This window comes from Sphingomonas zeicaulis (assembly GCF_050433225.1).
GTDB classification, from domain to species: Bacteria; Pseudomonadota; Alphaproteobacteria; order Sphingomonadales; family Sphingomonadaceae; genus Sphingomonas_D; species Sphingomonas_D zeicaulis.
The window spans coordinates 17,366-39,330 of sequence record NZ_JBNPXQ010000003.1; the positions used below are offsets into that span (position 1 = coordinate 17,366).

A 21,965-nucleotide genomic window follows, 5' to 3' on the forward strand; every position below is an offset into this window, starting at 1 on the left:
ACCCGGCAACGATTGCTGCCCTGGTTCCAACATCAAGCGAGGTTCTTAAGCCTCGGCGCCGTCATCCGGCGCGGGCGGAACCTGAAAGAGCTGATCCATCAGCGCAACCCGGTTCGAGCCGATACATCCAGAATGACATTGTTTTCTCCCTGCGCTTCATCGTCCTTGTTCGCGTTCCCGCTGCGCAGGCGACATCACCGCGCAGCTCATTGGCACTCGGGATTCAAGCCCTTGCTGCCTGGCCAATCCGCCCCTCTATCGCTGGGAGGAAAGCGAGGATCGTGCAAACTCGGCAGCCATGGAAGAAAGGTAGACCTTTTTACCTCAGCGCGTTGCAGCGATTCGCCGGTGTCAGAACCGGCAGGGTCCGCAGCCTGCGAAGCCGCACATCCTCGCGGCAGCCAACGATATCTGGGCAGCCGCAAGGGCGGGATGATCGGGGCGGCTCAGGCATCGCCGCGCATCGCGCGACTTCCAGAAGAATGCTTGCGCGTGCACAATGGAAGCGCCGCGGCGCGGCCGCGCGCCGACGGTTGAGAGGGTATGCGCATGAATCTCGTTTTCGGCATGGCCTGCGATGGCCCGACCTGGCCCGACTTCCCAGGCGACGCCGATGGCGTCTTCGGCTCGGACGTGGTCGGACCGAATGGTCTCGTCGGCGCGATCGAGACAGTGCTCGGGCTCACCGCCCCACGTCGTTCGCAGGCGGCGCGCGTCGCCCGCTACGTCGCCAAGATGCGCCCCGCGATCGAAGCGGCGCCCGATCTGTTCTTCGCCTCGTCCGCCCGGCTCGACCTTTGGGCGACTGCAAGCACGCTGCTCAGATGGCGCGACGAGCTGGTCGGCGCGGGCTGGAACGAACAGCCGGTCGGCAGTGCCCGGATCGATGCGCTCGCCTCGCTCGTCGCCGACGGCGATCCGGTTCCCGCAGGGATCGACGACCGCGTCGCCGCCCTCCGCCGGGCCCTGACCGCCCGCCCCAAGCTCCCGATCGCGTCGATCGAACTCATCGAGCCTCGCGATCTGCTGCCGCCCGGATGGCGCAATCTCATCAACGCTCTCGAGGCGTGCAGCGTCGCCGTCGTCGATCGCCCCGACCCGTCGCCGGACGCGGACGGCGATCTCGGGCGGGTCCAACGCTTCCTCGTTGATGGCAAGGTCGAAGGGCTTGCCGGCGACGGCAGCCTGGCGTTCGTGGAAGCCGATACCGCCCTCACCGGCGCGGAAGCATTGGCCGAGTGGCTCGTGCACGGCTCGGAGGAGGAGTTGCATGGCACCGTGGTCGTCAGTACCGGCGGCGACACCGCTCTCCTCGATCTTGCCCTACAAGCGCGCGGACTGCCGGCGCTTGGCCAGTCGGCGGCTTCGCCCTGGCGTGGCGCGCTACAGGTGCTGCCGCTCGCGATCGCCGTGGCGTGGGCGCCGTTCGACGCCCGGGCGCTGCTTGATCTCCTGCTGCTGCCGCGCCCCCCTGTGCCGCGACGGATCGCCCGCAGGCTCGCCAATGCACTCGGTCGCGAGCCGGGTATCGGCGGGTCGGAGTGGAAGGCGGCGTGGGAGACGATCGAAGACGGCCTCGCGGCCGAGGTGGCGAGCGGCGAGATCGACCGCGAGAAAGCGGATCGCCGTCTCGCCGGATGGCGCGAATGGACGACCGGGGGTCTTTACCGCCGCGACGCGGGCATACCCGCCGAGGCGGTTCGCGGCATCGCCGGACGCGTCCAGGCATGGGCCCTCGAACTCGACGCCGGGTCGGGCGATCCGCTGCTGCTCGCCGCCGCGGGTGCCGCTAGCGCGCTGATCGAGGCGGTCGACCTCGTGGAACTCGAAATGGTTCCGGCGCTTCTCCTCGAGCGCATGCTGGACCAGGTGACGGCGGAGGGCGCGCAGAACCCTGACCATGTAGCCACGGCCGGAGGGCTTCGCTGCGTGCGGCATCCCAGCGCGATCTGGTCGAAGGCGCCGCGGCTGCTGTGGTGGGACTTCAAGGGACCGGGCGAGCGGGTATCCTCATCGCCCTGGTCCATTGTCGAGATTGCCGCGCTCAATTCGGCGGGCTGCGTGCTCGAGACGACGGCCGACGCCGCGCGCCGCGTCGCGCGAAGCTACGCGAACGCCGTCCTCATGGCTGGCGAGCGAGTGATGCTGGTCACGCCCGCGTTCACCGGCACGGCGCAGGCAACCAGCCACCCGCTTGAACACCAGCTGCAGCCGGTTGTGGCCAAAGCGCGGCCGCTCGTGACGTGGGACGCCGAGCGGCTCCTCCAAGAGGCGGATCACCTCCTCCTCGGCCGGGATCTGCGTCGCGAGCGGATCGAAGTCGGACAGCCGCCGACGCAGAGGGCGACTTGGACGATCCCTGAAGGCGTGAAGAGCAGGCTCGCCGCGCGCACCGAGAGCGCCACGAGCTTCGAGCGCCTCGTCGAATGCCAGATGCGCTGGCTGATGATCGACGTGATGAAGTTGTCCCGCGGCCGTGCGGCGGAAATCCCGGACGCCAACCAGCTTCTCGGAAACCTCGCCCACGAGCTCGCGAACACCGTGATGCGACCGGGCGAGGCGCCGGATCCGGAGCAGGTGCTGGCGGAGGTCGCGGAGCGGTTCGACGCCACGGTGGATGCCATCGCATCGCCGCTCCGGCGGCCGGAGCACGCGAGCGAACTCGCCGCGGCCAAGGTGCGGGTGCCGCAGGCGCTCGCGAAGCTCGCAGGCATGCTGCGCGACCGAAATGCGGAGGTCGTCGGAACCGAGCTAGAACGGGACCGCACTTTCGCCGACGGACTTTCGGTCGCAGGCCGCCTCGATCTCCTCGTCCGCCATCCGGGCCAAGGTCTCGGGGTCGTAGACCTGAAGTGGAGCCGGAGCGCCACGCGCCGCCGCACCGAGCTAGCTGAAGGGCGGGCGCTGCAGCTCGCCACTTACGGCGAACTTGCGGATCCGGCCGCGAGCGTGTCCGCCGAAGGCGCCTACTACCTTCTCGCACAACGGCGGATGATTGGGCTGGCCGGCAGCTTCCTTGCCGACGAGGAAATCGCCTCGGACCACACCCTCGCCGAGACATGGGACGCCCTCGCCGGGACGTGGCGCATCTGGCGCGACCTCACACTCACCGGCACGCTCGTCGCGTCGGGAACAGACAATGCCGCGGACCATCTGCCCGCCGACCTGCCGATCGCACCCGGCACAGAGCCATGCCGCTACTGTGAGCTGACCGGCCTGTGCCGCGTCGTCGAGGAGGACATCTGATGACCGATCACCCGATCGCCGCGGTGGTCGCCTCTGCCGGTGCCGGCAAGACCTTTCGCGTCGTCAGCGACATCGCTGCCGAGGTGGAGCGCCGCGATCCGGAGGAGATCGTCGCGACCACCTTCACCATCAAGGCGGCCGACGAACTCCTCAAGCGCTCGCGCGCGAAGCTCTTCGAGACTGGCCGGTCCGATCAGGCCGCCCGCCTCCTCGGCGCGCGTTTCGGCACGGTGAACGCGGTCTGCGGCCAGATCGTCGCCGAACACGCGCTCGCGCTCGGACGTTCGCCGCGCGCGGAAGTGATCCCCGAGGGCAGCCACGGTCATGTGTTCGCGATCGCCGCTGACGCGGCGATCGAGCGCTACGCGCCGCTGCTCAATGCCCTCGGGGAAGCGATGGGACATCTCGAACCGAAGTTCGGCGGAGAGGCGGCCGCATCCGACTGGCGCAAGAGCGTCCGCCGCATCATCGAGCTGGCGCGGTCGAACGGCATCGCAGCCAGCGACCTGATCGCGTCGGCCGATCGTTCGGTCGCGACGTTCCTCAATCTTCTGCCCGAGCCAGCGAAGGACGGCGCGCGCCTCGACGCCGATCTCGGCGACGCCATCGCCGCGGCGGTGGCCGCTATACCCGAGGTGTTCAGCAAGACGGCCGACAAGACCGTCTCGCAGCTTCGCCAGACCTCGTCGGCGCTCCGCCGAAAGGAGCGGATCGGATGGCCGGAATGGGCGAGGCTCACCAAGTGCGTGTGCGCGAAGAAGGACGGGCAAATCCTCACGGATGCGCTCGAGGATGTGAATCGGGCGGCGTCGCGCCACCCGGAGCATCCGCGGCTGCGCGACGACTGCTCGACGTTCATCCGGACTGTCTTTGCGTGCGCCGCCGAAGCGCTCTCCGCCTACCAGTCGCACAAGGCAGAGCGTGGTCTCGTCGACTTCATCGACCAGGAGGCGCTGGCGCTTAAGGCGCTAGGCCTGCCAGACGTGCGCGAGCGTCTGGGCGAACGCATCGGCAGGCTCTTCGTCGACGAGTTCCAGGACTCGAGCCCGCTGCAGCTCGCCATCTTCACCTCGCTTGCACCACTCGTGGACGCAAGCACTTGGGTCGGCGATCCCAAGCAGGCGATCTACGGCTTTCGCAATGCGGACAGCGCCCTCACGCAGGCTGCGATGAAGGGCGTCGCCGCCCAGTCCGACGCCGCTCCCGATCTGCTCTCGCGCTCCTACCGGAGTCGCAAGGGTATCGTCGAGCTGGTCAACGCCGCATTCGAGCCGGCGCTTGCGGCGATGGGTCTCGATCCGGCGGAGCACGCCTTCTCGGGGACGGCGCGCTCGGAGACCGGGTTTACCCGCGCTCCGATCGACGTATGGTGGCTCGAAGGCAAGCTCGAGCTCCAGTTCGCAGCGCTCGCGGAAGCGATCCGGGAGGCGGTCGCTCCGGACACGCCGTGGCTCGTCGTGGATCGCGACGGCGCGGTGCGCCCGATGCGGGCCGGTGACGTCGCGGTGCTGTGCCGCAACGGCACCGACATTGAGAAGGCCGGCGCCGCACTCAGCGCGCTCGGATTGAAGGTCGCGGTCGAACGCAAAGGTCTCGCGCGGACGCCGCACGTCGAGCTGGTCATGGCGGCGTATCGCTTCGTGGCCGACTCGGCCGACAGCCTCGCGCTCGCGGAACTGTCCCGCTTTCTATCCGAAGACCCGCAATCCGCCGCATGGTTGCAAGCGCTCGGTGACGACGAGCCACGACAGGCGCTGGCGTCTACCGTGCCGATCGTGCCCCATCTGGACGCCCTGCGGGAACGCATCCTGTCGCTGAAGCCTTCGGATCTCATCGACGCCATCGCTCTTCTTCCGGAGGTAACGAGGCGTATCGAGTCCTGGGGTGACGTGATTGCGCGCATCGACGATCTCGAGGCGCTCCGAGGCTTTGCGCGCGACTACGAAGCGAACTGCTCAGGCGCCGGCGTGCCGGCGACCCCTTCAGGCCTCATCCTCGCGCTCGCCAGCGAGGACCCGGCTCGGCCGCGCAGCCTGCGCGACGACGCGGTCAACATCATGACCTATCACGGCGCTAAGGGACTGGAGTGGCCGTGCGTGGTACTCACGGGTCTGGGCAAGGCTCCACGCCCGCGGCTGTGGGAACCAGTTGCCGAGGCGGAGGGTGAGATCGACTGGCGCAATCCGCTTAGCGGTCGCTGGATCAGGTTCTGGCCTTGGCCCTATGGAAGCCAGGAGAAGGACGTTCATCTCGACGCCAGTGGCCCCGCCTCGCCGCTCGGCATGCAGGCGGCGGTCCGCGCGCGGGACGAGGAGGCGCGCCTACTCTACGTCGGAATGACGCGCGCGCGCGACCAGCTCGTGCTGGCGCCGCCCGCCAAGGGTCCACTCGGCTGGATTTCGGTGCTCGACGGCGCCGGCGGTTCGCATATGCAGCTGCCGCGGTCAGACGGGCAGTCGATCACAACCGGCGATGCGTCCTTCGGTGCCGGGGTGGCGACCCTAGCTGCTGCGGCGGAACCCGAACAGCGCGTGGTAGCTCCGTCCTTCGTGCGCGTGGCCAGGCCGCCCGTTGAGCGGGCCGAACTCTACTGTCGCCCGAGCTCGAGAGGCGCGCACGCCGAATACCGCGTCGTCGAACGCGTGAAGCTCGGGCCGCGCATCCCGTTCACCGGCTCGCCCGACATGCGGATGCTGGGTGAGGCAATGCACGCGATAGTGGCGGCGGATCGCGGTGACGAGCCGCACGACGCGCGACTGGAACGCGCGCAGGCGATCCTCGGGCGGTGGGGAGTGCATCAGATCGCTGCCTCCGACGCGGTCGGCACCTGCGACCGGCTCTGGTCAGAGGCAGCGAAGCGGTGGCCGGATGCCGCCCTGCAACGCGAGTGCCCTGTGGCGGCCCGTATCGGCGACCAACTCGTCAGGGGACGCATCGACCTCCTCGTCGAGCGAGCCGAGGGGTTCGCGATCGTCGACCATAAGTCCTTCCCGGGTGCGTCCGACAGCTGGGAGGCGCGCGCGATCGTCCATGGTGCGCAACTCGACCTCTATGCGGAGGCGCTCGCCAGGGCCCGGCCAGGAACGGCAAGCGAGCTTTGGGTGCATATGCCGATCGTCGGCGCACTCCTCCGGATCGAGCGCGTCGGAGGGGCAGGCTGATGCGCCTCAGGGTGGTGGATCTCGAGACGACGGGAATGGAGCCACCGGCGGAAATAGTGGAGTTCGGATACAGCGATGTGCTTCTAAACGCGGGAGCCGCGTCAATCACTCCGCCCGTCGCGTGGCTCTACCGACCGCTGAACGGCATCCCGCCCGAGACAATGGCGGTCCATCATCTTACGCCAGCCGACTTCCACCCGGAGATGGCTCCGGCGACGCCCGGACACATGCGCGCCGCTCTCGCGCACGGTGGAGCCCCGGACGTGCTGGTGGCGCACAATTGCGCCTTCGAACGCAAGTTCCTCAGGTCCGACGTGACCGGAGCGACACCCTGGATCTGCACCTACAAGGCCGCGATGCACGTCTGGCCCGACGCACCGAAGCACGGCAACCAGGTGCTGCGATACTGGCGCGGACTGTCGCTGGATCCTGCGCTGGCGATGCCGCCGCACCGCGCGGGACCGGACGCCTGGGTCACCGCTCACCTCCTTCTGGAACTGCTGAGGGTGGCATCGGTCGAGCAGATGGTCGCGTGGAGCGAGCAGCCGCGACCGATGCCGACGCTGCCGTTCGGAAAGCATCGAGGCGCCACCTGGCCCGACGTTCCGGCTGATTATCTCCAGTGGATGGTAGGGCAGGACATGGACCCCGACGTGCTGTGGCACGCACGGGCGGAGCTGGCTCGGCGTTAGGAGGGGTCGGTACATAAAACGGACCCAGATATACGCTAACGTAGACGGGTGTCGGCAAACCTCCGGATGCAGGTTCCCGTACAGCCGATCAAAGCGATAGGGTTTGCCGTACACCCTGTGATCTCGTGGGCAGCTTGCCGGATGGTCAGGGCGATCCAGACGGAAAACATGTGTTTTGCGGCAGGCTTCCCGCGTGGCCGCCGAGTTTGCTAGACCGCCCGTTGAGGGCGGAGCGCAACAGGATGATCAATGACGTCACCGACACTTGGCGCAAGCCGAGGGCAACCGGAGGAGGCATTTACGTCCTGCGGGGTAGCGTAGAGGATTACCACGAAATCGTGCGGGTAGGCGTCGCCGGCGTTCGGAAAAGTAAGACCGGCATCTATGGCCGTCTGAACCGCCACACGAAACGTTGGTCGGGTAAACTGACATTAGGTACGCATGAGTGCCAGCCATTCGATCTAATCCGAGCGTGGGAACTGCCGGACTGGACTACGGACGAACTCGCAAGCGCCGAGCATTGCCTCTACCGCGCTTTCGCGGTTCGCTTTCGGCGACGTATGACCGGGTTGCCAGACCACTCCCTCTTCGTCGTTCCTCCAGCCGCTGCACAAGCTCTGGCCGGGGCGCTGACGCAGGTCGGTTCTGACCTGCGCGCTATCGATGTGCTCAGGCTGACCGCGTCCCGCTCACCGATGCGACTGATTTGTTGATCGCGGACAGGAAGGTCCTCGACCCGCATCCTGAGCTTCGCACCGATCCGCGCGAAGCTGTAGACCATCTGCTCAGCAAGGTGGATCGTCAGGAACTCGCCGATTACAGGTTCGGCGATCCCGGGCAAATTATCGAGGAAGCGGAAAGCTGGCTGAATGAAGAAGGGCGGGTTTACCCCGCCCTTCCGTTTAATCAGTCAATCTTGAAATGCCGCCGCAGCGAGCGGAACGTTTTTTCCGAAACGGCATAGTGGCCATAGCCACGCTCGGCATTTTCCTCGGACTGCCAGTCGTCCCAAGTGAACAGGTAGGCATGCTTGTCGCCGGTGACGGTCCGGGTCCGCTTGGTAACACGGCCCTGAAAGTGACCGTAATTTTCGATTCCCGCCTCGTTGAGCAGGTTCGCCGCGATCACCGGACCGTGCTCGGCAATCACCCGGAGCCCCGCGACAGTCTGCTCGGAGCAGCCCTCGATAAACTCCTTCACCTCGTCGGGAGTCAGGTTCACCACCTCGTCCCAATCAAAGCCTTCCATGTCGTACTCGGGCACCGGACTGGCGGCTCCGCTTAGCAGGGTAGCGATTATATCCTGTAGCGATGCGGGCTTGAGCTTGCTAAGGTCTTTGCGATTCATGATGATCTTCATGGCACACTCCAGTAGGTCAGATTGACGTTTGAGGCGGTGAAGTTCCATTTCACCGCCTCAATGGCGCTTTTGATAAATTCTTTTGACATGGTCAAGTGGATTTTTGGCGGCTTGAAAATTTTTTGATAGGGTGAAAGGCTCAGGAGGAACGCTAACGCTTGGCGCTCTGCTCAATCTGGTTGCCTTAATTGCAGTTTTGTCCGGCTACTCCACCAGCAAGGTAACGATATCCCGACTTCCCCAGCCCCTATGTGGTCTGGCGAGACCACCGCCCCCGCTTCGAGGCATATCAGGGAAACACAGGCCTCGGCGATGCGCCCGATCTTCGGGCTCCATGGTGGCGGGACTACCGGGCGCCAATTAGATCAGCACCCGCTCCACCTCATCGAGGCTCACCTCGTCCGATCGCCGGTCATAGAGCTGGGTGGTGCGCGTCGAGGCATGATTGGCCATGGCGGCCGCCTTCTCCAGTGTCCCGCCGTTCCTGAGGTAGGCGGTAATGCCGGTCGCGCGGAACGAATGATTGCCGATCGCGGTCGCGATCCCGGCCGCCTGCGCCCGCCGGCGCACCATCTGAAATGCGCTGTCCGCCGGCAGCGGCGTCGCGCTGAGCTGGCCAGTGCCGCGCCCGATCGTCCGGAACAACGCCCCCTTGGGATCCCCGGCTAGGCCGCAGCCGTCGATATAATCGTGCAGATAGGCCTCGAGGCTGTGGTGGCAGGGCATATCGTGGCGCTTGCCGCCCTTCTCGTGGAGCCGCACCCACAGGCGGCGGTTCTGGGTATAGGCGTCCTCGACCCGCATCCGCAGCGCCGCGCCGATCCGCGCGAAGCTGTAGACCATCAGCGCGATCAGCGCGCGATCGCGCAGGCCGGCGTGGGTGGTGACATCGATGCTGTCGAGCAGGTGCCGCGCCTCTTGGGGGTCGAGCACCGGCGTCTTGCCGCGGCGGACGCTGTGGGCGGGGCCGCGTACCGAGGCGGCGGGATTGACCGGCACCACCTGCCCCACCACCAGCCAGTCGAACAGATGCCGGATCGCCGCGAGCCGCTGCTTGGCGGTCGGCGCGCTGCGCGCCAGGGTCAGCTCCTCGATGTATCCGGCGACGTGGAGCGGTCGCACCGCCGCGATCGACGTCATCCCATGCCCCTCGCACCAGGCTAGGAACTCCCCTACCGCCCGCCCGTAGGCCTTGCGGGTGTTGGGATTGCGGATGTTGGCCGCGAAGAACTCCAGGAAACGCAGCTGGGTCGACGCCTCGGCCGCCGCGATCAGCGCCGGCAGCGTCGTAAGGGGCGCGAGCTGGCCCATCAGGCGGCCCTGGGGCGCGGACGACCCCCGCGGATCTGCGCCGTGGGATCGATGATCGTGACGGCATCCGGTACCCTGTTCTCGACCGCATCAGCGGCCCCGAACAGTTCGATGCGGCCGCCGTCATTATAGATGCGCCCCCCAACGGTGCCGTGGACGATCGCGCGCGCACCGGGTTCGATCGTGAGGTTGCCCGCAATCGTACCATGGAGGACGAAGCGCACCCCGGCCTGCAGGGTCGCGTCGCCGGCGATCATGCCATGGAGCGCGATATCCTCCGCAATGGTGAAGGGGCCTTCGATCGTCTCATGTACCGCGCGCATTCCATCCCTCGTCCAAACATCCGATAAAGGACATTATCAGATGTAGCAGGGCGTGAGAATCCGCCCTGGCGCTGCAGCGCGATCCTACCGGTCAAAAGGCGCGTCGGCCTGGTCCTGTTCGCGACGGCGCAGCTCGTTCTCCACCGCCTCGCGGATGAACACCGCCAGCTGACGCTGCCGCCCCGCCACCGCCTCGATGCGCGCGATCGTTTCCGCCGATAGGCGGACAGTGGTCGGCACAGCCGTACCGCCTCGTCTTCAAACTCCTGCGTAAAACGTCGCTGCTTCGTCATTGAGTTCGCGTTTCCCTCCGGGAGCCCTCCACTTTTCCAGAGCGAGTTCAGCTTCTCGCTTACTTTGCGCACGACTGGGCCCTAATCAACGCGCTCGCACCGCTCCGTTCACCCCCCACCTCCTACGATGGAAAAGGCCCACCGGATCTCCTGTGCACTGCACGAAAACCTCAGGCACAGTCGTCCAAGACCGCTTCCGTAAACCGAGTCGGTGAATTGGGCAGTTAATTTAATCTTAGCATTGACGCTTGCCAGCGGACCGGTTTCGCACTTTCCAACGAAGCTGCCAGCAAGCCAGCGGCCGCACAAAAACTGAGGGCTGATGTTCTTATGACGCTGTTTCTGCACGATATTTCGATGTATCGATAATAAGTTTACGGTCGCCATTCAAAGGCAATTATGCAGCTTTTCTAGTGCCATTAGCTTTCTTTGGATCGATACCAGCCATCTCGCTATCAATACCTTGCACTTGTCATGACACTAAGGCAGAATTGTATTCGGGTCTTTGGGGGAAGGCGATGGCGGACGACGCTCAGGCTGAAATAACCGATGGGCCGGCGACGGCACCACGGGCCTCGCTCGGAACGACTTATCCGCTGGCCTTGGGACACCGGTTTTCGGCCCGAATACTGGCAGCGGGCTTCATCACTGGTTTGATATTAGCCATAGCCTGCCTTGGCTTGAGTAGCTACTATCTAATATCTTTCGAAAATCACTCCAATGCCGCCGTCAACGGAGCAATAGTCGCTGCGCAGAGAAGCCTTACTCCGAACGAGATACACATGATACAGTACAGTCTCGCCGTTCATATGTACATTGCCCGTATATTACTCCTATCTTGCGGAATATTTGCCGGACTCTCCTTCAGCTTCGTCGGCTTTGCCCTGTTCCTCATTGGCATCGATGGAGCGATCAGGCTGGATGCTCAGGGAAGCGGAGGCACCAGATACAATGTTGTAGGGCTGGCTCCCGGGGCCTTTGTCATTCTTTGCGCCGCTGTCCTGATCGGCCTCTGTGCTCGGGGATCCTTACCGGCAAACGTCAGCGCTCAAGGCGTCGTAACGGATGCCCAGGCGCAAACGGTCCAAGAACAGGATCACGATGACCCTGCAAGCGATTCGCCGACCAACGCGCTCAACGCTGCCGATGTGCGCCCACCAGAAGAAGTCGGCGCGCAGTGATGGGATTCAACCTTCGCCCATCGACAGTGATGTGTTTGGCGGTATTTTTCCTGGCACCCATGGAGATCTCTGCCCAAGAACCTACTTTCTATCCTTCGAGAGGTACAAGACAAGAGCAATGGAAGTACATTGTCGACTTGGCCGTAGAGGCGTTCGCTATCAAGAACCGAGAAAACTCTCTGACCGGGATACAAAAAAGGGATGCCTTTAAGAAGCGTACACGTACTTTCTATTTTGCTGCGGATGCGTTGCGCGATTACGCGATTCAGTATTTTAATACTGTAGCAACGAAAGAGTCATCAGCATACCTTTACGTCGCATTCACTTGCGGTCTGTACTGGGAGAATTCTGGCGATGTTTGGCGGGCGCGTGGTTGGTTTCTGGAAGCGGATAGGTATCGCGCCGCGCTCACACAACAAGGTCGAATTATACCGACATACAATGGGACGAGCATCGGGAGCCTTCTTCCGGCGCGATTGGCACGCGTTGACAGACTCGCCAGGCTCTCGGGTGGTATTCATCCGGCAACATTCTCGCTCGACATCCTTTTTAGTGATGACGAGCATGCGGCAGCCACTGAGTTCCTGCTCAAGCACGAGGCGGACATAAGCGACCTGTTCGGCTCTGCTACCCCGAACGCACCGGATGACAGCGTAGCAAAGGTGGACACACCGTGAGTTTATGCAAAGACATAAAGAGGCACGGATACGTTCGCGCCTTGGCCCACCTTCTCATTCTCATTGCACTCGCGTGGTCCACATCAAGCGCCGTCAGCGCCCAGCCTCCCTCTCCCTCCACCATGGAGCATGCGGCACAATCGGTGGGGCGTGTGATTGCTAGGGGATGCACCTCGGCTCCCCAGCGAACGGGCACAGCGTTCCTTTGGCAGGATGCCCAAACGGTTGTCACCGCGCGGCACGTCGTGGCCGGCTGTTCGGCCATTCAGGTATCGTTTCCCAGTGCTGGCCTCGTCCGGTCCGCTAGCCCGACAAGGCAATTGCGCGAGCACGACCTCGTCCTACTACGGTTGGACAGTCCAGTCGGTCTCGAACCCCTTCAAGCATCGTTCGGGCTTCCGATGGTCGGATCGCACCTAGCCGTGCTCGGTTTCGCTCTCGGCGCTCCAACGCTGGACAGCAAATCTCTCGAAGTGACTCTAGCCAATTCACCCCCGGGTTCCCGGCTGATCGACATGCTGTCAGCGACCATGCAGGACACACTCAGGGCTAGCGGAGAGCTTAACCTCGAAAGCAATGTGTTACGGCTCGATGGCAATCTCTTGCCCGGCCATTCCGGAGCGCCATTGATCGATGCGGCGGGCAGGGTACGCGCGATCGGGAGCGGAGGCCTGCAAAACGGCGCCGGGGGCATCGTATGGGCCCTCCGGGCCGACTATCTCGGAGACTTGGCTTCCGGTGCCGTGATCACAACGGTTGAGGCTGTCGAGAGTGTGTCCGGTCTAAGCTTCGCATACCAAGAGGTCCAGTCGACAGTGCGCAGGGCCACGTGCGGCGCGGCGACCTTTGCTTTTTCGCGAACCCTTCCTCTGACGGCACTCTACGAAACGGCCGATGACAAGCTAGGCCTGCAACAGCTCGCGGTCGTCGCCAACAATGCTGATTTCGTGACCGGCACGGCCGCTTACGACATATGGCTGGATGAGGAGAATGGAGCTTCGATTGCCGTACCGACCGGAAGCCTTCTTGTGGCTACCGGTGGCGAACAATGCGTGGTGAACGTATCGCCTGAGGTGCAAATGCGCATTACGGCAACAGACTTACCGTCGACCAACGAGTTCATCCGGTGGCAGCAAGTCGAAGCTGCGGCGACGGCGTTCACGCAATCGGTCGCTTCGCAATTTGCCATCCCGCTCATGCCCGACCCGGGATTTACTTATGCCATGCCGCTGAACCGGCCCAGCGATGGGTTTGTGGTGCGACGCTGGGCATATTCGAGAATGTCACCAGGATATCGTATGAATGAGGTTAATTCTGAATACTTATTTATTACGAATATGGCACGCCAGAATCGATTTTATGGCATTGCTTCTCTACGTCGTAATTTTCTGATAGATATTCTTACCGCTCAAAATTGTCAGGTTCGACCCGATGCAGACGGGTGTTCTAATCTCAGGCAACACTTTATGCACTGGAGCGCATCTTCATTGGCGGTACACTTGGCGACTATTCCTCCACAATGATCGCACTTGGCATAGATTCTGCGCACAACCGGCGAATCCGATTTCAATCCGGCGCCGATTGACACATATCTGTAGGCGCTTGCACACGTACCGACATCTGATGGTCCGTTCCCGCTAGGGGCGAAATTACAAAGCCGGCCGCGCTCCACCTCCTCGACCCGCGCGAGCTCGGCGTTGACCAGACCGCCCTTGCGGTCGGTATCGGTCCAGCGGATGCGGTCTCCGGCGTGTAGCGCGATCTCCTTCCGCTCGTAGATCGTCACCGCGTCCTGCGTGAGGTTTCGGGCAAGGCGAGCGGGCCGGAACAGTTTCTCGGCGCCGCCGCGCATCGCTAGCCGCATCCGGTCGCCCTCGATGCCGACCACCGTGCCGCGATCGCCGCGGGCAAGCCCCTGGCTCGCCAGGCCCGTGCGGATCTCGACGATGCGATCGAGCTGGTAGCCCTTCATCAGCCGCGCGCCCTCACGACCGATATTGACCCGGTCGAGCACCTCGAAACGCACGCCCGAAGGCGCGATCTCGCCCGCCGCCTTCAGCTCGGCCTGCACCGCGAGATTGGCCTCCGTGCGCATCGTGCGCCCCGCGGTGAGCAGCAGCGTGGCATCCCTCTCCTCCTTCGGCAGCGCCGCCCAGTGCGCGGCCGCGGCGCCGGCGACGTCTCCGCCGTGAACCTCGGTCGTGACCGGCCTGAGCAGGTCGAACACGCCCGACAGGTTCTTGGCGTCGAGTGCGGCGACCACCGCCTTCATCGTGACCGAGCGCGAGCGCAGATTCTCGGTGATGTGGACCGCCGCATGACCCGCCTTCTGGCTCTCCTCGAACGGCTTGCCGGCGTCGATCGCGCCGAGCTGGCGGGTATCGCCGGTCTCGATCAGGCGGGCGGCGCCGGTGATCTCGGCGAGCCGGACCAGCCGCTCCATGTCGTAAGTGCCGACCTGGCTCGCCTCCTCGACGATGATGGCGGCGCCCCTGAGTTCGGCGGTCACCCGCTCGACATGCGCCGGCCGCGCGGTGCCGTCGATCACCCGCTCGTGCCGTCCGAGAAAGCGCCGGATCGTGCTCGCCTCGGCGCCGGTCTCTCGGCCGAGCTCGTTCGCCTTCTTGTTGGCGATCGCCAGCCCGATCACAATGCGGCCTTCCGCTTTCGCGATCGCCGTCACCGGCGCCAGCGCCGCCGACTTGCCGCGCCCCGGACCACCCTGGAGGTGCACCACTCGGTCCGACGAGGACAGCATCAGCACCGCCGCCGCCTCCTGACCGGGGTTGAGACGGCGCAGCCCGAGCTCGCGCGCCGCCTCCTGCGCGCGCCGCGGCATCGCCCGCCGGCCCGATCGGCGTCGACTGCCCCCGCCCCGCCGCGACCGCGCCGAGATAGTCCTGCTCGAGCCTGACTGCGCTCTCGGTGGTCAGCATGCGGCCGCCGTCGCCCAGCAGCAGGCCCTCCGCATCCAGCGCGCCGAGCCGCGCCTCGACATCCTCGACCGCCACCGGCCCGCCCCGCTCGAGCGCGAGGTGGATCAGGTCAAGACGGGAGAAAGCCGCCTCGGTCTCGCCGAGCTCGCGCGCGGCTGACGCCACCGCCTGCGCCGCGGCATAGGCACGCGGATCGAGCCTGCCGAGCCGCTCGGGCACCAGCGGATCCCCGTCGCGCGGTGTCAGCCCCATCCGGCCCGCGATCGCCAGCCCGCGTTCCCCTGCCCCGCGCAGGACGCGCATCAGCTGCGTCCACACCGTCTCACCGCGCCCGTCCCGCTTCAGCGCCTCCGCGATCAGCTTCTTCGGACTCCACCCGTGCCGCTCCGCCAGCGCCGCCCAGGCGCCCGCGCGCTGCTCGGGCAGCAGCTCGACCTCCTTGGGGTCGCGGGTCGCCAGCACCGCCAGTTCGCGCTGGTGCGGCATGCCCTCGAGGCCGCGTTCCTTGAGATAGGCTTCGACCTGCCCCGAGCGGCTCGAGAAGGCATCGATCACCGCGCGCGGCACACCGGCGATCTCGAACGCGCCGCATGTCGGATTGCGAGCAGGCTCCGTCCGATAGCCCAGCGCCTCGACCCGGGCGCGCAGCGCGGCGTTGAACACCGCGCCGGTCACCCGCTGATTGTCGTACAGCGCATCGGAGCGCAGCGCGCGCCATTGGCCGTCGGGGCGCTGCGTCGCATTGGCGATGAAAGTGTGGACATGGAGCTGCGGCTCGTTGCTCCGGTTGACGTCGTGGAGGAAGGTGGCCGCGACCAGATTGCCGGTGCGGACCGCCTGCTGCCGCCCGCCGGTCGAGGCCCGCGCCTCAGCAAGATTGCGCTCGACCCAGGACAATGTGACCGCCGATGCAACCCGGTTCGAGCCGATACATCCAGAATGACATCCTTTTCTCCCTGCAATTTCATCGTCCCCACTGATAGATCAAACGATCAACTGCCTGCAGTTGTGTATCGGCGACCTCCAGCCGCTGCTGAAGTTCGCTCAGATCAGCTACCGCGCATTCAAGCGCTCGCGGGAACGGAACGACAGGTTTTGTGGCGCGGAGTGGCGCGAGGCAGCGCACGGCTACGCAGATGGCAAAAGACGGCCTTCCATTAGCCCGCCGACTGCTAGAAGAGGAGTGGCGAAGTCATCTCTGAGCTCCGCAAAATATTTGACGTACCTCGGTCGAAGCTTTGCGACGCTAGAGTTGGAAGACGTCAAACTCCGTATGAGATGGCTGTGTCGTTCGTCAGCCATGATCAACGCCATGTTGGAGAAACAGGATCGTGGCGACACTCCCTGAATTGGCGCGGCGGCTTAACCGCGCGATCGAGGCGAACCGCGGCATTCGCTTTGAATATGACGACCTTGCGTTGCTTGCCGCGATCGGCGTCAATGAACTTATTCAGGTCGAAAACGCGAAATTCCAGAGAGAGCAATGTCTAAAGCGCGCCAACAAAGCCCTGCCGAACCCGAGCTTTACAGCCGAGGACGATATCGGCTTGCCTGGGATCGTCTCAGAGATGGAACCCTCCGCACCCCGTTCCTGCAGATCGTCTGGTATGACGAGACCGCAGGACGTAACCGCAGCCGCAGCACGGGTACAGCGAGTATTACGGACGCGGAGGACGAACTCGACAAGCTCTACCTCCAAAGGGAACGTGGGCAAGCCATCTGCCGAGCGTGCGGGCAGCCCATCAGGACAAGCGAAAACCAACTCGTAACGGCGGCAATCGCGGACTACCTCATCGCGCGCGCCAACAAGCCGTCGATCGGGTCGATCCGTCCTCGACTGGACCATATCGATCGGTACCTCGCGGCGAGCGACCAGACAGACATCACGTGCGACATGATCGATGACGACTGGATCGAAGCCTTCCGGGAGTGGGCGATCGAAGTTCCGATCGTGTCGCCCAAGGGATTGGAACGCGAACGAACCCCCGGCACGGTGGAGGCAAGCGTCCGCCAATTCGCAGCGGTGATCAACTACGCGTTCGCGCGCAAGGACACGACCCATCCTGCAAGCTTCAGGGTGAAGAAACCGAGCGAGGTGAGCAGAACGCCTACCTATCGCGCCGATATCAAGACGCTGGCTGCGATGTTCCGCTATGCCATGGTAGCGACCGCGAAAGGAGAGCAAAGCCGAAAGCGGATCGCGCTCCTGCGATTTCTGCAATTGAGCGTTATCACCTGGGGGCGCCCTGATGCGGTACACGACTTCCGCGCTGATCCGCAGTTCGGCCAGTGGAACGCTGATGCGAGGGTGATAGACCTTAACCCGCGCAATCGCGTGCAAACCCGCAAATATCGGCCGATGGTCCCGGTGGATGACCGCGCGGCAGCGCTGATCGCGGCGCGCAAGGAAGGCTATTTCGTTGGACCAAATTCGGTCGACAAAGCCTTCGATTACATGCTCGACAGTCTCAAGCTGCCTCGCGGCGGCGAGACCGGCATGAAGCTGATCCGCCGCTCGGTCGCCACCCTCGCGCGACGACGCCTCGGCGAGGAGCATTTCATCCAGGTGGAGAGGATGCTCGGACATAGCCGAATGTCGACGAGCGACCTGTACGCCCTGTTCGAACCGGGCTTCTTGGGACGCGCGCTGGCTGTCACCGAATCAATCATGGACGATATCGAGGCGTTGGCTCCAGGGGCATTTCACCGGACCGGCACCGGACCCCAGTCGCCTCTCGACGCCAACGCCGCAAAGATTTTGCCGCAGAATCAACAAGTTAGTTGGCGCACCCGAAGGGATTCGAACCCCTGGCCTCTGCCTTCGGAGGGCAGCGCTCTATCCAGCTGAGCTACGGGTGCCTAGGCGGGGTGCCCTAGCAAAGCCCGAGCGGGTCCGCCAGCCCCGATCTTGCCCCGTGCCCAAACTTGTATCGATCAGCGCTCGCGCGTTTCGAGTTCGCCGGCGGCGGCATGCTCTGCCGGAAACAACCGCCTCGTCATCGCCTCTGCCGATTCAGCCTTGCCATAGAGCCAGCCCTGCAGCCGTGCACAACCGGCAGCACGCGCCTTTTGCGCCTGCGCCTCGGTCTCGACGCCTTCGGCGGTGATCGAAAGGCCCAGCGACTTGGCCAGACCGACTATCGCCGCGACCAGTTCCTCGGCGCCCGGATCCTTGTCGAGCGGCGAGATGAAGGAGCGGTCGATCTTCAACCGATCGAAGCTGAGCTTGCGCAGATAACCGATGCTGGCGAACCCCGTGCCGAAATCGTCGAGCGCGATGCGGATGCCGAGGTTTCGCAACTGGGTGATCACCGCCGCCGCTGCATCCGGCCGGCGCAGCAGGAAGCTTTCGGTGATTTCCAGCTCGAGACGGTCGGCGGGAAAACCGGTCTGGTCGAGCACCTCGCGAATGTCGCCCGCCAGGTTGCGATCCCAGAACTGTGCCGGCGACAGGTTGACCGCGACATCGACTTCCCAGTGGCGCGCGGCCGTGCAGGCGGTACGCAGCACATGGCGGCCGAGCGGGCTGATCAACCCCGTCATCTCGGCGAGCGGCACGAAGGTGTCCGGCGGCACGTCACCATGCGCGGGATGGCGCCAGCGCGCCAGCGCCTCCACCGCGGTCACCCCGCCGCTGCGGGCATCGATGATCGGCTGGTAGAGCACGGCGATCTCGCCCTCCTCCACCGCAGCGCGCAGATTGCCCTCCATCAGCATGCGCAGATGATGGATCTTGTCCATGTCCGGGTGGTAGGCGCGCCAGCGGTTCTTGCCTTCCGCCTTGGCGGCGTACATTGCCACATCGGCGCGGCGCATCAGCGCGCCCTCCCCCTCGCCCGCAACCCCGTCATGGTCGGGCTCGCCGGTATCCTGCGCCACACCGATGCTGACCCCCAGATTGATACTGTAGGTGTCGACCGCGAAGGGGGGCTGCAGCGCGGCGACTACCGCCTCGGCGATCGCCTCCACCTCGGCCTGCGGCGTATCGATCAGCAGCATCGCAAACTCGTCACCGCCGGCGCGCGCCACGAAGGACCCGCGCGCCGCGCGCTCGATCCGCCGGGCGGCGTTGCGCAGCAGCATGTCGCCCACCGCGTGGCCATAGACGTCGTTGGCCCCCTTGAAACCGTCGAGATCCATGTAGAGCAGCGAGAGCTGGCGGCCGTCCTTCCCCATCTCGTTGATATGGGTGATCAGCTTGCGGCGGTTGGGCAGTCCGGTCAGCGGATCATGATTGGCATGGCGCGTCGCCCGCGCCTCGCTGCGCTGGAGCGCGCGGATTGTGCGGTTGCCGCGACTGACGATCAGTTGCGCCACGACCAGCGCGATCAGCCCCACGAGCAGCAGCGCGGGCAGCACCTGCCGCCGCACCTCACTGCCTGGACGAGTCGGCGTCCAGCGCAGCCAGGCGATCGCTTGCCCGTCGCGATCGAGCATCGGTGCCGCCGCATCCTGTTCGGCCGGCGGTGTCAGCACCAGCCTCACGTCGCGCAGATGATATTGCTCGGCCATACGATCGAGATAGCGCCGGTCGAATCGATCGGCGATCACCAGCATCGTCGTCGGCCCCGGCGGCAGCGCCACCTTGTCGGTCAGCGGCACGACCGCCCCGACCGAATAGATATAGATGGCGTCGCCCTGCCGCGCGAACCCAGTGGCTACCGGCTCCCCATCGGTCGGCATGCCGCGCACCGCCGCCACGGATCGACCGAACTGCGGCCCCAGCATCGCCACCGCGTCCGTCGTCGGGCCGGCGCCATGGTTGACGTAGACCGTGCGATCCTGCCCATCGAGCACGAAGATATGGTGATAGCCCTGCGTGCCGCTGAGATAGGCAGTCACATTGTCCGCCATCCATTCGGATTGGACGGCCGCGGTGATGTTGCGCACCGCATCGTCCCACTTCGCGTAGTCGCGCAGATCGCGGCCGATCAGGTCCAAGCTGGTCTGCAGCGCGATCTGCAGCGTCTGTTCCTCGCGCAGCCGCTGCTGATCGTCCTGCGCGCGGCTGGTGAGGAACAGCAGCGCGAAAATGCAACCGAAACAGGTGACGAGCAGCGCCACTACCGGCGCGACATATTGCGCTGGCAGGTTCCGGCGCAATCGCGTCAACGCGTGGACCAGAGGCAGCATGCGTCCCTTGTCGCCGGATTGCCTTAACGATGTGTTGCGATCGAAACGGGAAAGCATGATGGACGGCCTCGCCCTGGTCCTTTATCCGCCCGCAGCCGGTTTGCGGTTGAAGCAGGAGACGAAACACGTGTCGATCATGTCGGACAGATGGATCCGTGAGCAGGCGGTGGCAAACGGAATGATCGAGCCGTTCGTCGAAAGCCAGCGGCGGGACGGTTGCATCAGCTTCGGTTTATCCTCCTACGGCTATGACGCGCGTGTCGCCGACGAGTTCAAGATCTTTACCAATGTCGATTCGGCGACGGTGGATCCCAAGGATTTCGCCGCCAACAGCTTCGTCGACCGCAAGACCGACGTCTGCATTATCCCGCCCAACAGCTTCGCGCTGGCACGGACGGTGGAATATTTCCGGGTGCCACGCGACGTTCTGGTGATCTGCCTGGGCAAATCCACCTACGCACGCTGCGGCATCATCGTGAACGTCACTCCACTGGAACCCGGCTGGGAAGGCCATGTGACTTTGGAATTTTCCAACACCACACCGCTGCCCGCCAAGATCTACGCCAATGAAGGCGCCTGCCAGTTCCTGTTCCTCCAGGGCAACGAGCCCTGCGAGGTCAGCTATGCCGACCGTGCCGGCAAATATATGGGGCAAAAGGGCGTCACCCTTCCCCGGCTGTGAGCGCCATCGGACAGGCTGGGTTCATGCGCCGGGGCGATAGTCCGCGCATGAACCGCATGCGTTTCGCCGTTGCCGCTGCCGCCCCGCTGTTCCTCGCCACGCCCGCGCTGGCGGAGGAGGGCGCTCCGTCACGAACCATCAACGTCACCGTCTATGGCGATGATGCCTGCCCGCAGGGCGATGCCGACGAGATCGTGGTGTGCGCGCGGCAGCCGGAAACGGAGCGCTATCGCATCCCCAAGAAGTTCAGGGGCAAGCGCAAAAAGGATGATGCGGCGGGCGCGAGCTGGACGTCGCGCGTCGAGGGGTTGGAGGACGCCTCACGCGCGATGCGGCCTGGGAGTTGCTCGGCCAGCGGCAGCTTCGGACAGACCGGCTGTGTGCAGTCCATGCTACGGCAGTGGTTCGCCGAGAAGCGGCAGAAGGACGCGGAAGAAGCCACGGTTCCCTGAACGACCGGCGCCGCGGCAAAACCGCGGCGCACCGGCGAAAACGAAGATCAGCGGACCGCAAACACTGCGCCGCGGTTCAACCCCTTCTTGGCGATGTCGTGCGACCAGCCGGGCTGATCGGATCCGGGCACGCTCATCAGCACATTATTGGCCTTCAGCGCCTTGCGATACAGCGCCGCCGCCTCGGTGGCGCGGCCGGTTTCGGCATAGACGAAGGCCAGGTTGAGAAGAACCGAGGGCTCCTTCGGGAACACCACCGCCTCACGTTTCAGATTCGCTTCGGCAAGGTCGAGATTGCCGGCGCTGATCGCCTTGTAGCCATAGGGGTCCGCCGCTGCCTGGCGCTCGGCTGTCGTTGCGCAGCCCGCCATCAGCGGCGCTGCGACAAGGATCGAGAACAGCACTTTCTTCATGGGATCAACCTCTCTCATGTCGTTTCAATGACAGTATTGTTACGTTCATATGACAGACATGTGAAGCGCGTTTTTGCGTTGAAATTTGCGCCCATCGCCGACCGAG

17 protein-coding genes, 1 tRNA gene and 1 pseudogene are annotated in these 21,965 nt (G+C 64.6%); 10 read left to right on the plus strand and 9 right to left on the minus strand.

Annotated elements, in window-relative coordinates; all coding sequences use genetic code 11:
• The first annotated feature begins 549 nt into the window (after nt 1-549).
• The 4 genes from FHS96_RS12910 to FHS96_RS12925 all read left to right on the plus strand — a co-directional run bounded on the left by FHS96_RS12910 (nt 550) and on the right by FHS96_RS12925 (nt 7,812).
• On the plus strand, nt 550-3,246 hold the full coding sequence (locus FHS96_RS12910; protein ID WP_429591854.1) for a PD-(D/E)XK nuclease family protein: 2,697 nt from the start codon (nt 550-552) through the stop codon (nt 3,244-3,246).
• Nucleotides 3,246-6,407, plus strand: coding sequence for a UvrD-helicase domain-containing protein (locus FHS96_RS12915; protein ID WP_429591857.1), 3,162 nt, complete (start codon nt 3,246-3,248; stop codon nt 6,405-6,407). The genes FHS96_RS12910 and FHS96_RS12915 overlap by 1 nt, the downstream gene beginning before the upstream one ends.
• Nucleotides 6,407-7,099 (plus strand): exonuclease domain-containing protein, encoded by a 693-nt coding sequence (locus FHS96_RS12920; protein ID WP_429591860.1) that lies wholly within the window; start codon nt 6,407-6,409, stop codon nt 7,097-7,099. Before FHS96_RS12915 ends, FHS96_RS12920 begins: the two co-directional genes overlap by 1 nt.
• Nucleotides 7,100-7,341: 242 nt before the next feature.
• Nucleotides 7,342-7,812 (plus strand): hypothetical protein, encoded by a 471-nt coding sequence (locus tag FHS96_RS12925; protein WP_429591862.1) that lies wholly within the window; start codon nt 7,342-7,344, stop codon nt 7,810-7,812.
• Nucleotides 7,813-8,005: 193 nt separating this feature from the next.
• Here FHS96_RS12925 and FHS96_RS12930 read toward each other — a convergent pair whose 3' ends face one another.
• The 4 genes from FHS96_RS12930 to FHS96_RS12945 form a co-directional block, all read right to left on the minus strand.
• Nucleotides 8,006-8,458: a hypothetical protein gene (locus FHS96_RS12930; RefSeq protein ID WP_429591865.1), complete on the minus strand. Its 453-nt coding sequence runs from the start codon at nt 8,456-8,458 to the stop codon at nt 8,006-8,008.
• Nucleotides 8,459-8,818: 360 nt separating this feature from the next.
• Nucleotides 8,819-9,769, minus strand: a complete 951-nt coding sequence (locus tag FHS96_RS12935; RefSeq protein ID WP_429591868.1) for a tyrosine-type recombinase/integrase — start codon at nt 9,767-9,769, stop codon at nt 8,819-8,821.
• Nucleotides 9,769-10,092, minus strand: a complete 324-nt coding sequence (locus FHS96_RS12940; protein ID WP_429591870.1) for a hypothetical protein — start codon at nt 10,090-10,092, stop codon at nt 9,769-9,771. Before FHS96_RS12940 ends, FHS96_RS12935 begins: the two co-directional genes overlap by 1 nt.
• An 84-nt stretch (nt 10,093-10,176) precedes the next feature.
• Nucleotides 10,177-10,332 (minus strand): hypothetical protein, encoded by a 156-nt coding sequence (locus tag FHS96_RS12945; protein WP_429591873.1) that lies wholly within the window; start codon nt 10,330-10,332, stop codon nt 10,177-10,179.
• 571 nt (nt 10,333-10,903) lie between these two features.
• Here FHS96_RS12945 and FHS96_RS12950 point away from each other — a divergent pair.
• From FHS96_RS12950 to FHS96_RS12960, 3 genes are all read left to right on the plus strand, one after another.
• The gene (locus FHS96_RS12950) at nt 10,904-11,566 is read left to right on the plus strand and encodes a hypothetical protein (RefSeq protein WP_429591876.1); all 663 of its coding nucleotides are present in this window, start codon (nt 10,904-10,906) and stop codon (nt 11,564-11,566) included.
• On the plus strand, nt 11,566-12,243 hold the full coding sequence (locus FHS96_RS12955) for a hypothetical protein (protein WP_429591879.1): 678 nt from the start codon (nt 11,566-11,568) through the stop codon (nt 12,241-12,243). The genes FHS96_RS12950 and FHS96_RS12955 overlap by 1 nt, the downstream gene beginning before the upstream one ends.
• Nucleotides 12,244-12,365: 122 nt before the next feature.
• Nucleotides 12,366-13,766 carry a S1 family peptidase gene (locus tag FHS96_RS12960; protein WP_429593051.1) on the plus strand — a complete coding sequence of 467 codons (1,401 nt, stop codon included), beginning with the start codon at nt 12,366-12,368 and terminating at the stop codon, nt 13,764-13,766.
• On the opposite strand, the gene FHS96_RS12965 is transcribed toward FHS96_RS12960, so the two are convergent.
• Both FHS96_RS12965 and mobF read right to left on the minus strand, forming a co-directional pair.
• On the minus strand, nt 13,661-15,082 hold the full coding sequence (locus tag FHS96_RS12965) for an AAA family ATPase (RefSeq protein ID WP_429591882.1): 1,422 nt from the start codon (nt 15,080-15,082) through the stop codon (nt 13,661-13,663). The genes FHS96_RS12960 and FHS96_RS12965 overlap by 106 nt on opposite strands.
• Nucleotides 15,083-15,620: 538 nt before the next feature.
• Nucleotides 15,621-16,076, minus strand: a pseudogene (gene mobF, locus FHS96_RS12970) (MobF family relaxase); the annotation flags it as partial.
• A 434-nt stretch (nt 16,077-16,510) separates the two neighbouring features.
• On the opposite strand from mobF, the gene FHS96_RS12975 reads away from it, so the two are divergent.
• Nucleotides 16,511-16,948, plus strand: a complete 438-nt coding sequence (locus tag FHS96_RS12975) for a hypothetical protein (protein WP_429591884.1) — start codon at nt 16,511-16,513, stop codon at nt 16,946-16,948.
• A gap of 1,013 nt (nt 16,949-17,961) precedes the next feature.
• Here FHS96_RS12975 and FHS96_RS12985 read toward each other — a convergent pair.
• Both FHS96_RS12985 and FHS96_RS12990 read right to left on the minus strand, forming a co-directional pair.
• Nucleotides 17,962-18,038: transfer RNA gene (locus FHS96_RS12985), tRNA-Arg, on the minus strand.
• 75 nt (nt 18,039-18,113) lie between these two features.
• Nucleotides 18,114-20,312 carry a bifunctional diguanylate cyclase/phosphodiesterase gene (locus FHS96_RS12990; protein WP_429591887.1) on the minus strand — a complete coding sequence of 733 codons (2,199 nt, stop codon included), beginning with the start codon at nt 20,310-20,312 and terminating at the stop codon, nt 18,114-18,116.
• Nucleotides 20,313-20,439: 127 nt separating this feature from the next.
• Between FHS96_RS12990 and dcd the strand changes: the two genes are divergently transcribed.
• Together dcd and FHS96_RS13000 are read left to right on the plus strand one after the other, a co-directional pair.
• Nucleotides 20,440-20,994, plus strand: coding sequence for a dCTP deaminase (dcd, locus tag FHS96_RS12995; protein ID WP_429593054.1), 555 nt, complete (start codon nt 20,440-20,442; stop codon nt 20,992-20,994).
• A gap of 47 nt (nt 20,995-21,041) precedes the next feature.
• Nucleotides 21,042-21,446, plus strand: coding sequence for a hypothetical protein (locus FHS96_RS13000; protein ID WP_429591890.1), 405 nt, complete (start codon nt 21,042-21,044; stop codon nt 21,444-21,446).
• A 47-nt stretch (nt 21,447-21,493) separates the two neighbouring features.
• On the opposite strand, the gene FHS96_RS13005 is transcribed toward FHS96_RS13000, so the two are convergent.
• Complete coding sequence (locus tag FHS96_RS13005; RefSeq protein WP_429591893.1) at nt 21,494-21,859, minus strand: tetratricopeptide repeat protein; 366 nt, start codon at nt 21,857-21,859, stop codon at nt 21,494-21,496.
• Nucleotides 21,860-21,965 lie beyond the last annotated feature (106 nt).

Excerpts from the sequence above, each read along its gene's own strand:
- FHS96_RS12910 (WP_429591854.1), top strand. The coding sequence starts at position 550 with ATGAATCTCGTTTTCGGCATGGCCTGCGATGGCCCGACCTGGCCCGAC.
- FHS96_RS12915 (WP_429591857.1), top strand. The coding sequence starts at position 3,246 with ATGACCGATCACCCGATCGCCGCGGTGGTCGCCTCTGCCGGTGCCGGC.
- FHS96_RS12920 (WP_429591860.1), top strand. The coding sequence starts at position 6,407 with ATGCGCCTCAGGGTGGTGGATCTCGAGACGACGGGAATGGAGCCACCG.
- FHS96_RS12925 (WP_429591862.1), top strand. The coding sequence starts at position 7,342 with ATGATCAATGACGTCACCGACACTTGGCGCAAGCCGAGGGCAACCGGA.
- FHS96_RS12930 (WP_429591865.1), bottom strand. The coding sequence starts at position 8,458 with ATGAAGATCATCATGAATCGCAAAGACCTTAGCAAGCTCAAGCCCGCA.
- FHS96_RS12935 (WP_429591868.1), bottom strand. The coding sequence starts at position 9,769 with ATGGGCCAGCTCGCGCCCCTTACGACGCTGCCGGCGCTGATCGCGGCG.
- FHS96_RS12940 (WP_429591870.1), bottom strand. The coding sequence starts at position 10,092 with ATGCGCGCGGTACATGAGACGATCGAAGGCCCCTTCACCATTGCGGAG.
- FHS96_RS12950 (WP_429591876.1), top strand. The coding sequence starts at position 10,904 with ATGGCGGACGACGCTCAGGCTGAAATAACCGATGGGCCGGCGACGGCA.
- FHS96_RS12955 (WP_429591879.1), top strand. The coding sequence starts at position 11,566 with ATGGGATTCAACCTTCGCCCATCGACAGTGATGTGTTTGGCGGTATTT.
- FHS96_RS12960 (WP_429593051.1), top strand. The coding sequence starts at position 12,366 with ATGGAGCATGCGGCACAATCGGTGGGGCGTGTGATTGCTAGGGGATGC.
- FHS96_RS12965 (WP_429591882.1), bottom strand. The coding sequence starts at position 15,082 with ATGCCGCGGCGCGCGCAGGAGGCGGCGCGCGAGCTCGGGCTGCGCCGT.
- FHS96_RS12990 (WP_429591887.1), bottom strand. The coding sequence starts at position 20,312 with ATGCTGCCTCTGGTCCACGCGTTGACGCGATTGCGCCGGAACCTGCCA.
- FHS96_RS13000 (WP_429591890.1), top strand. The coding sequence starts at position 21,042 with ATGAACCGCATGCGTTTCGCCGTTGCCGCTGCCGCCCCGCTGTTCCTC.
- FHS96_RS13005 (WP_429591893.1), bottom strand. The coding sequence starts at position 21,859 with ATGAAGAAAGTGCTGTTCTCGATCCTTGTCGCAGCGCCGCTGATGGCG.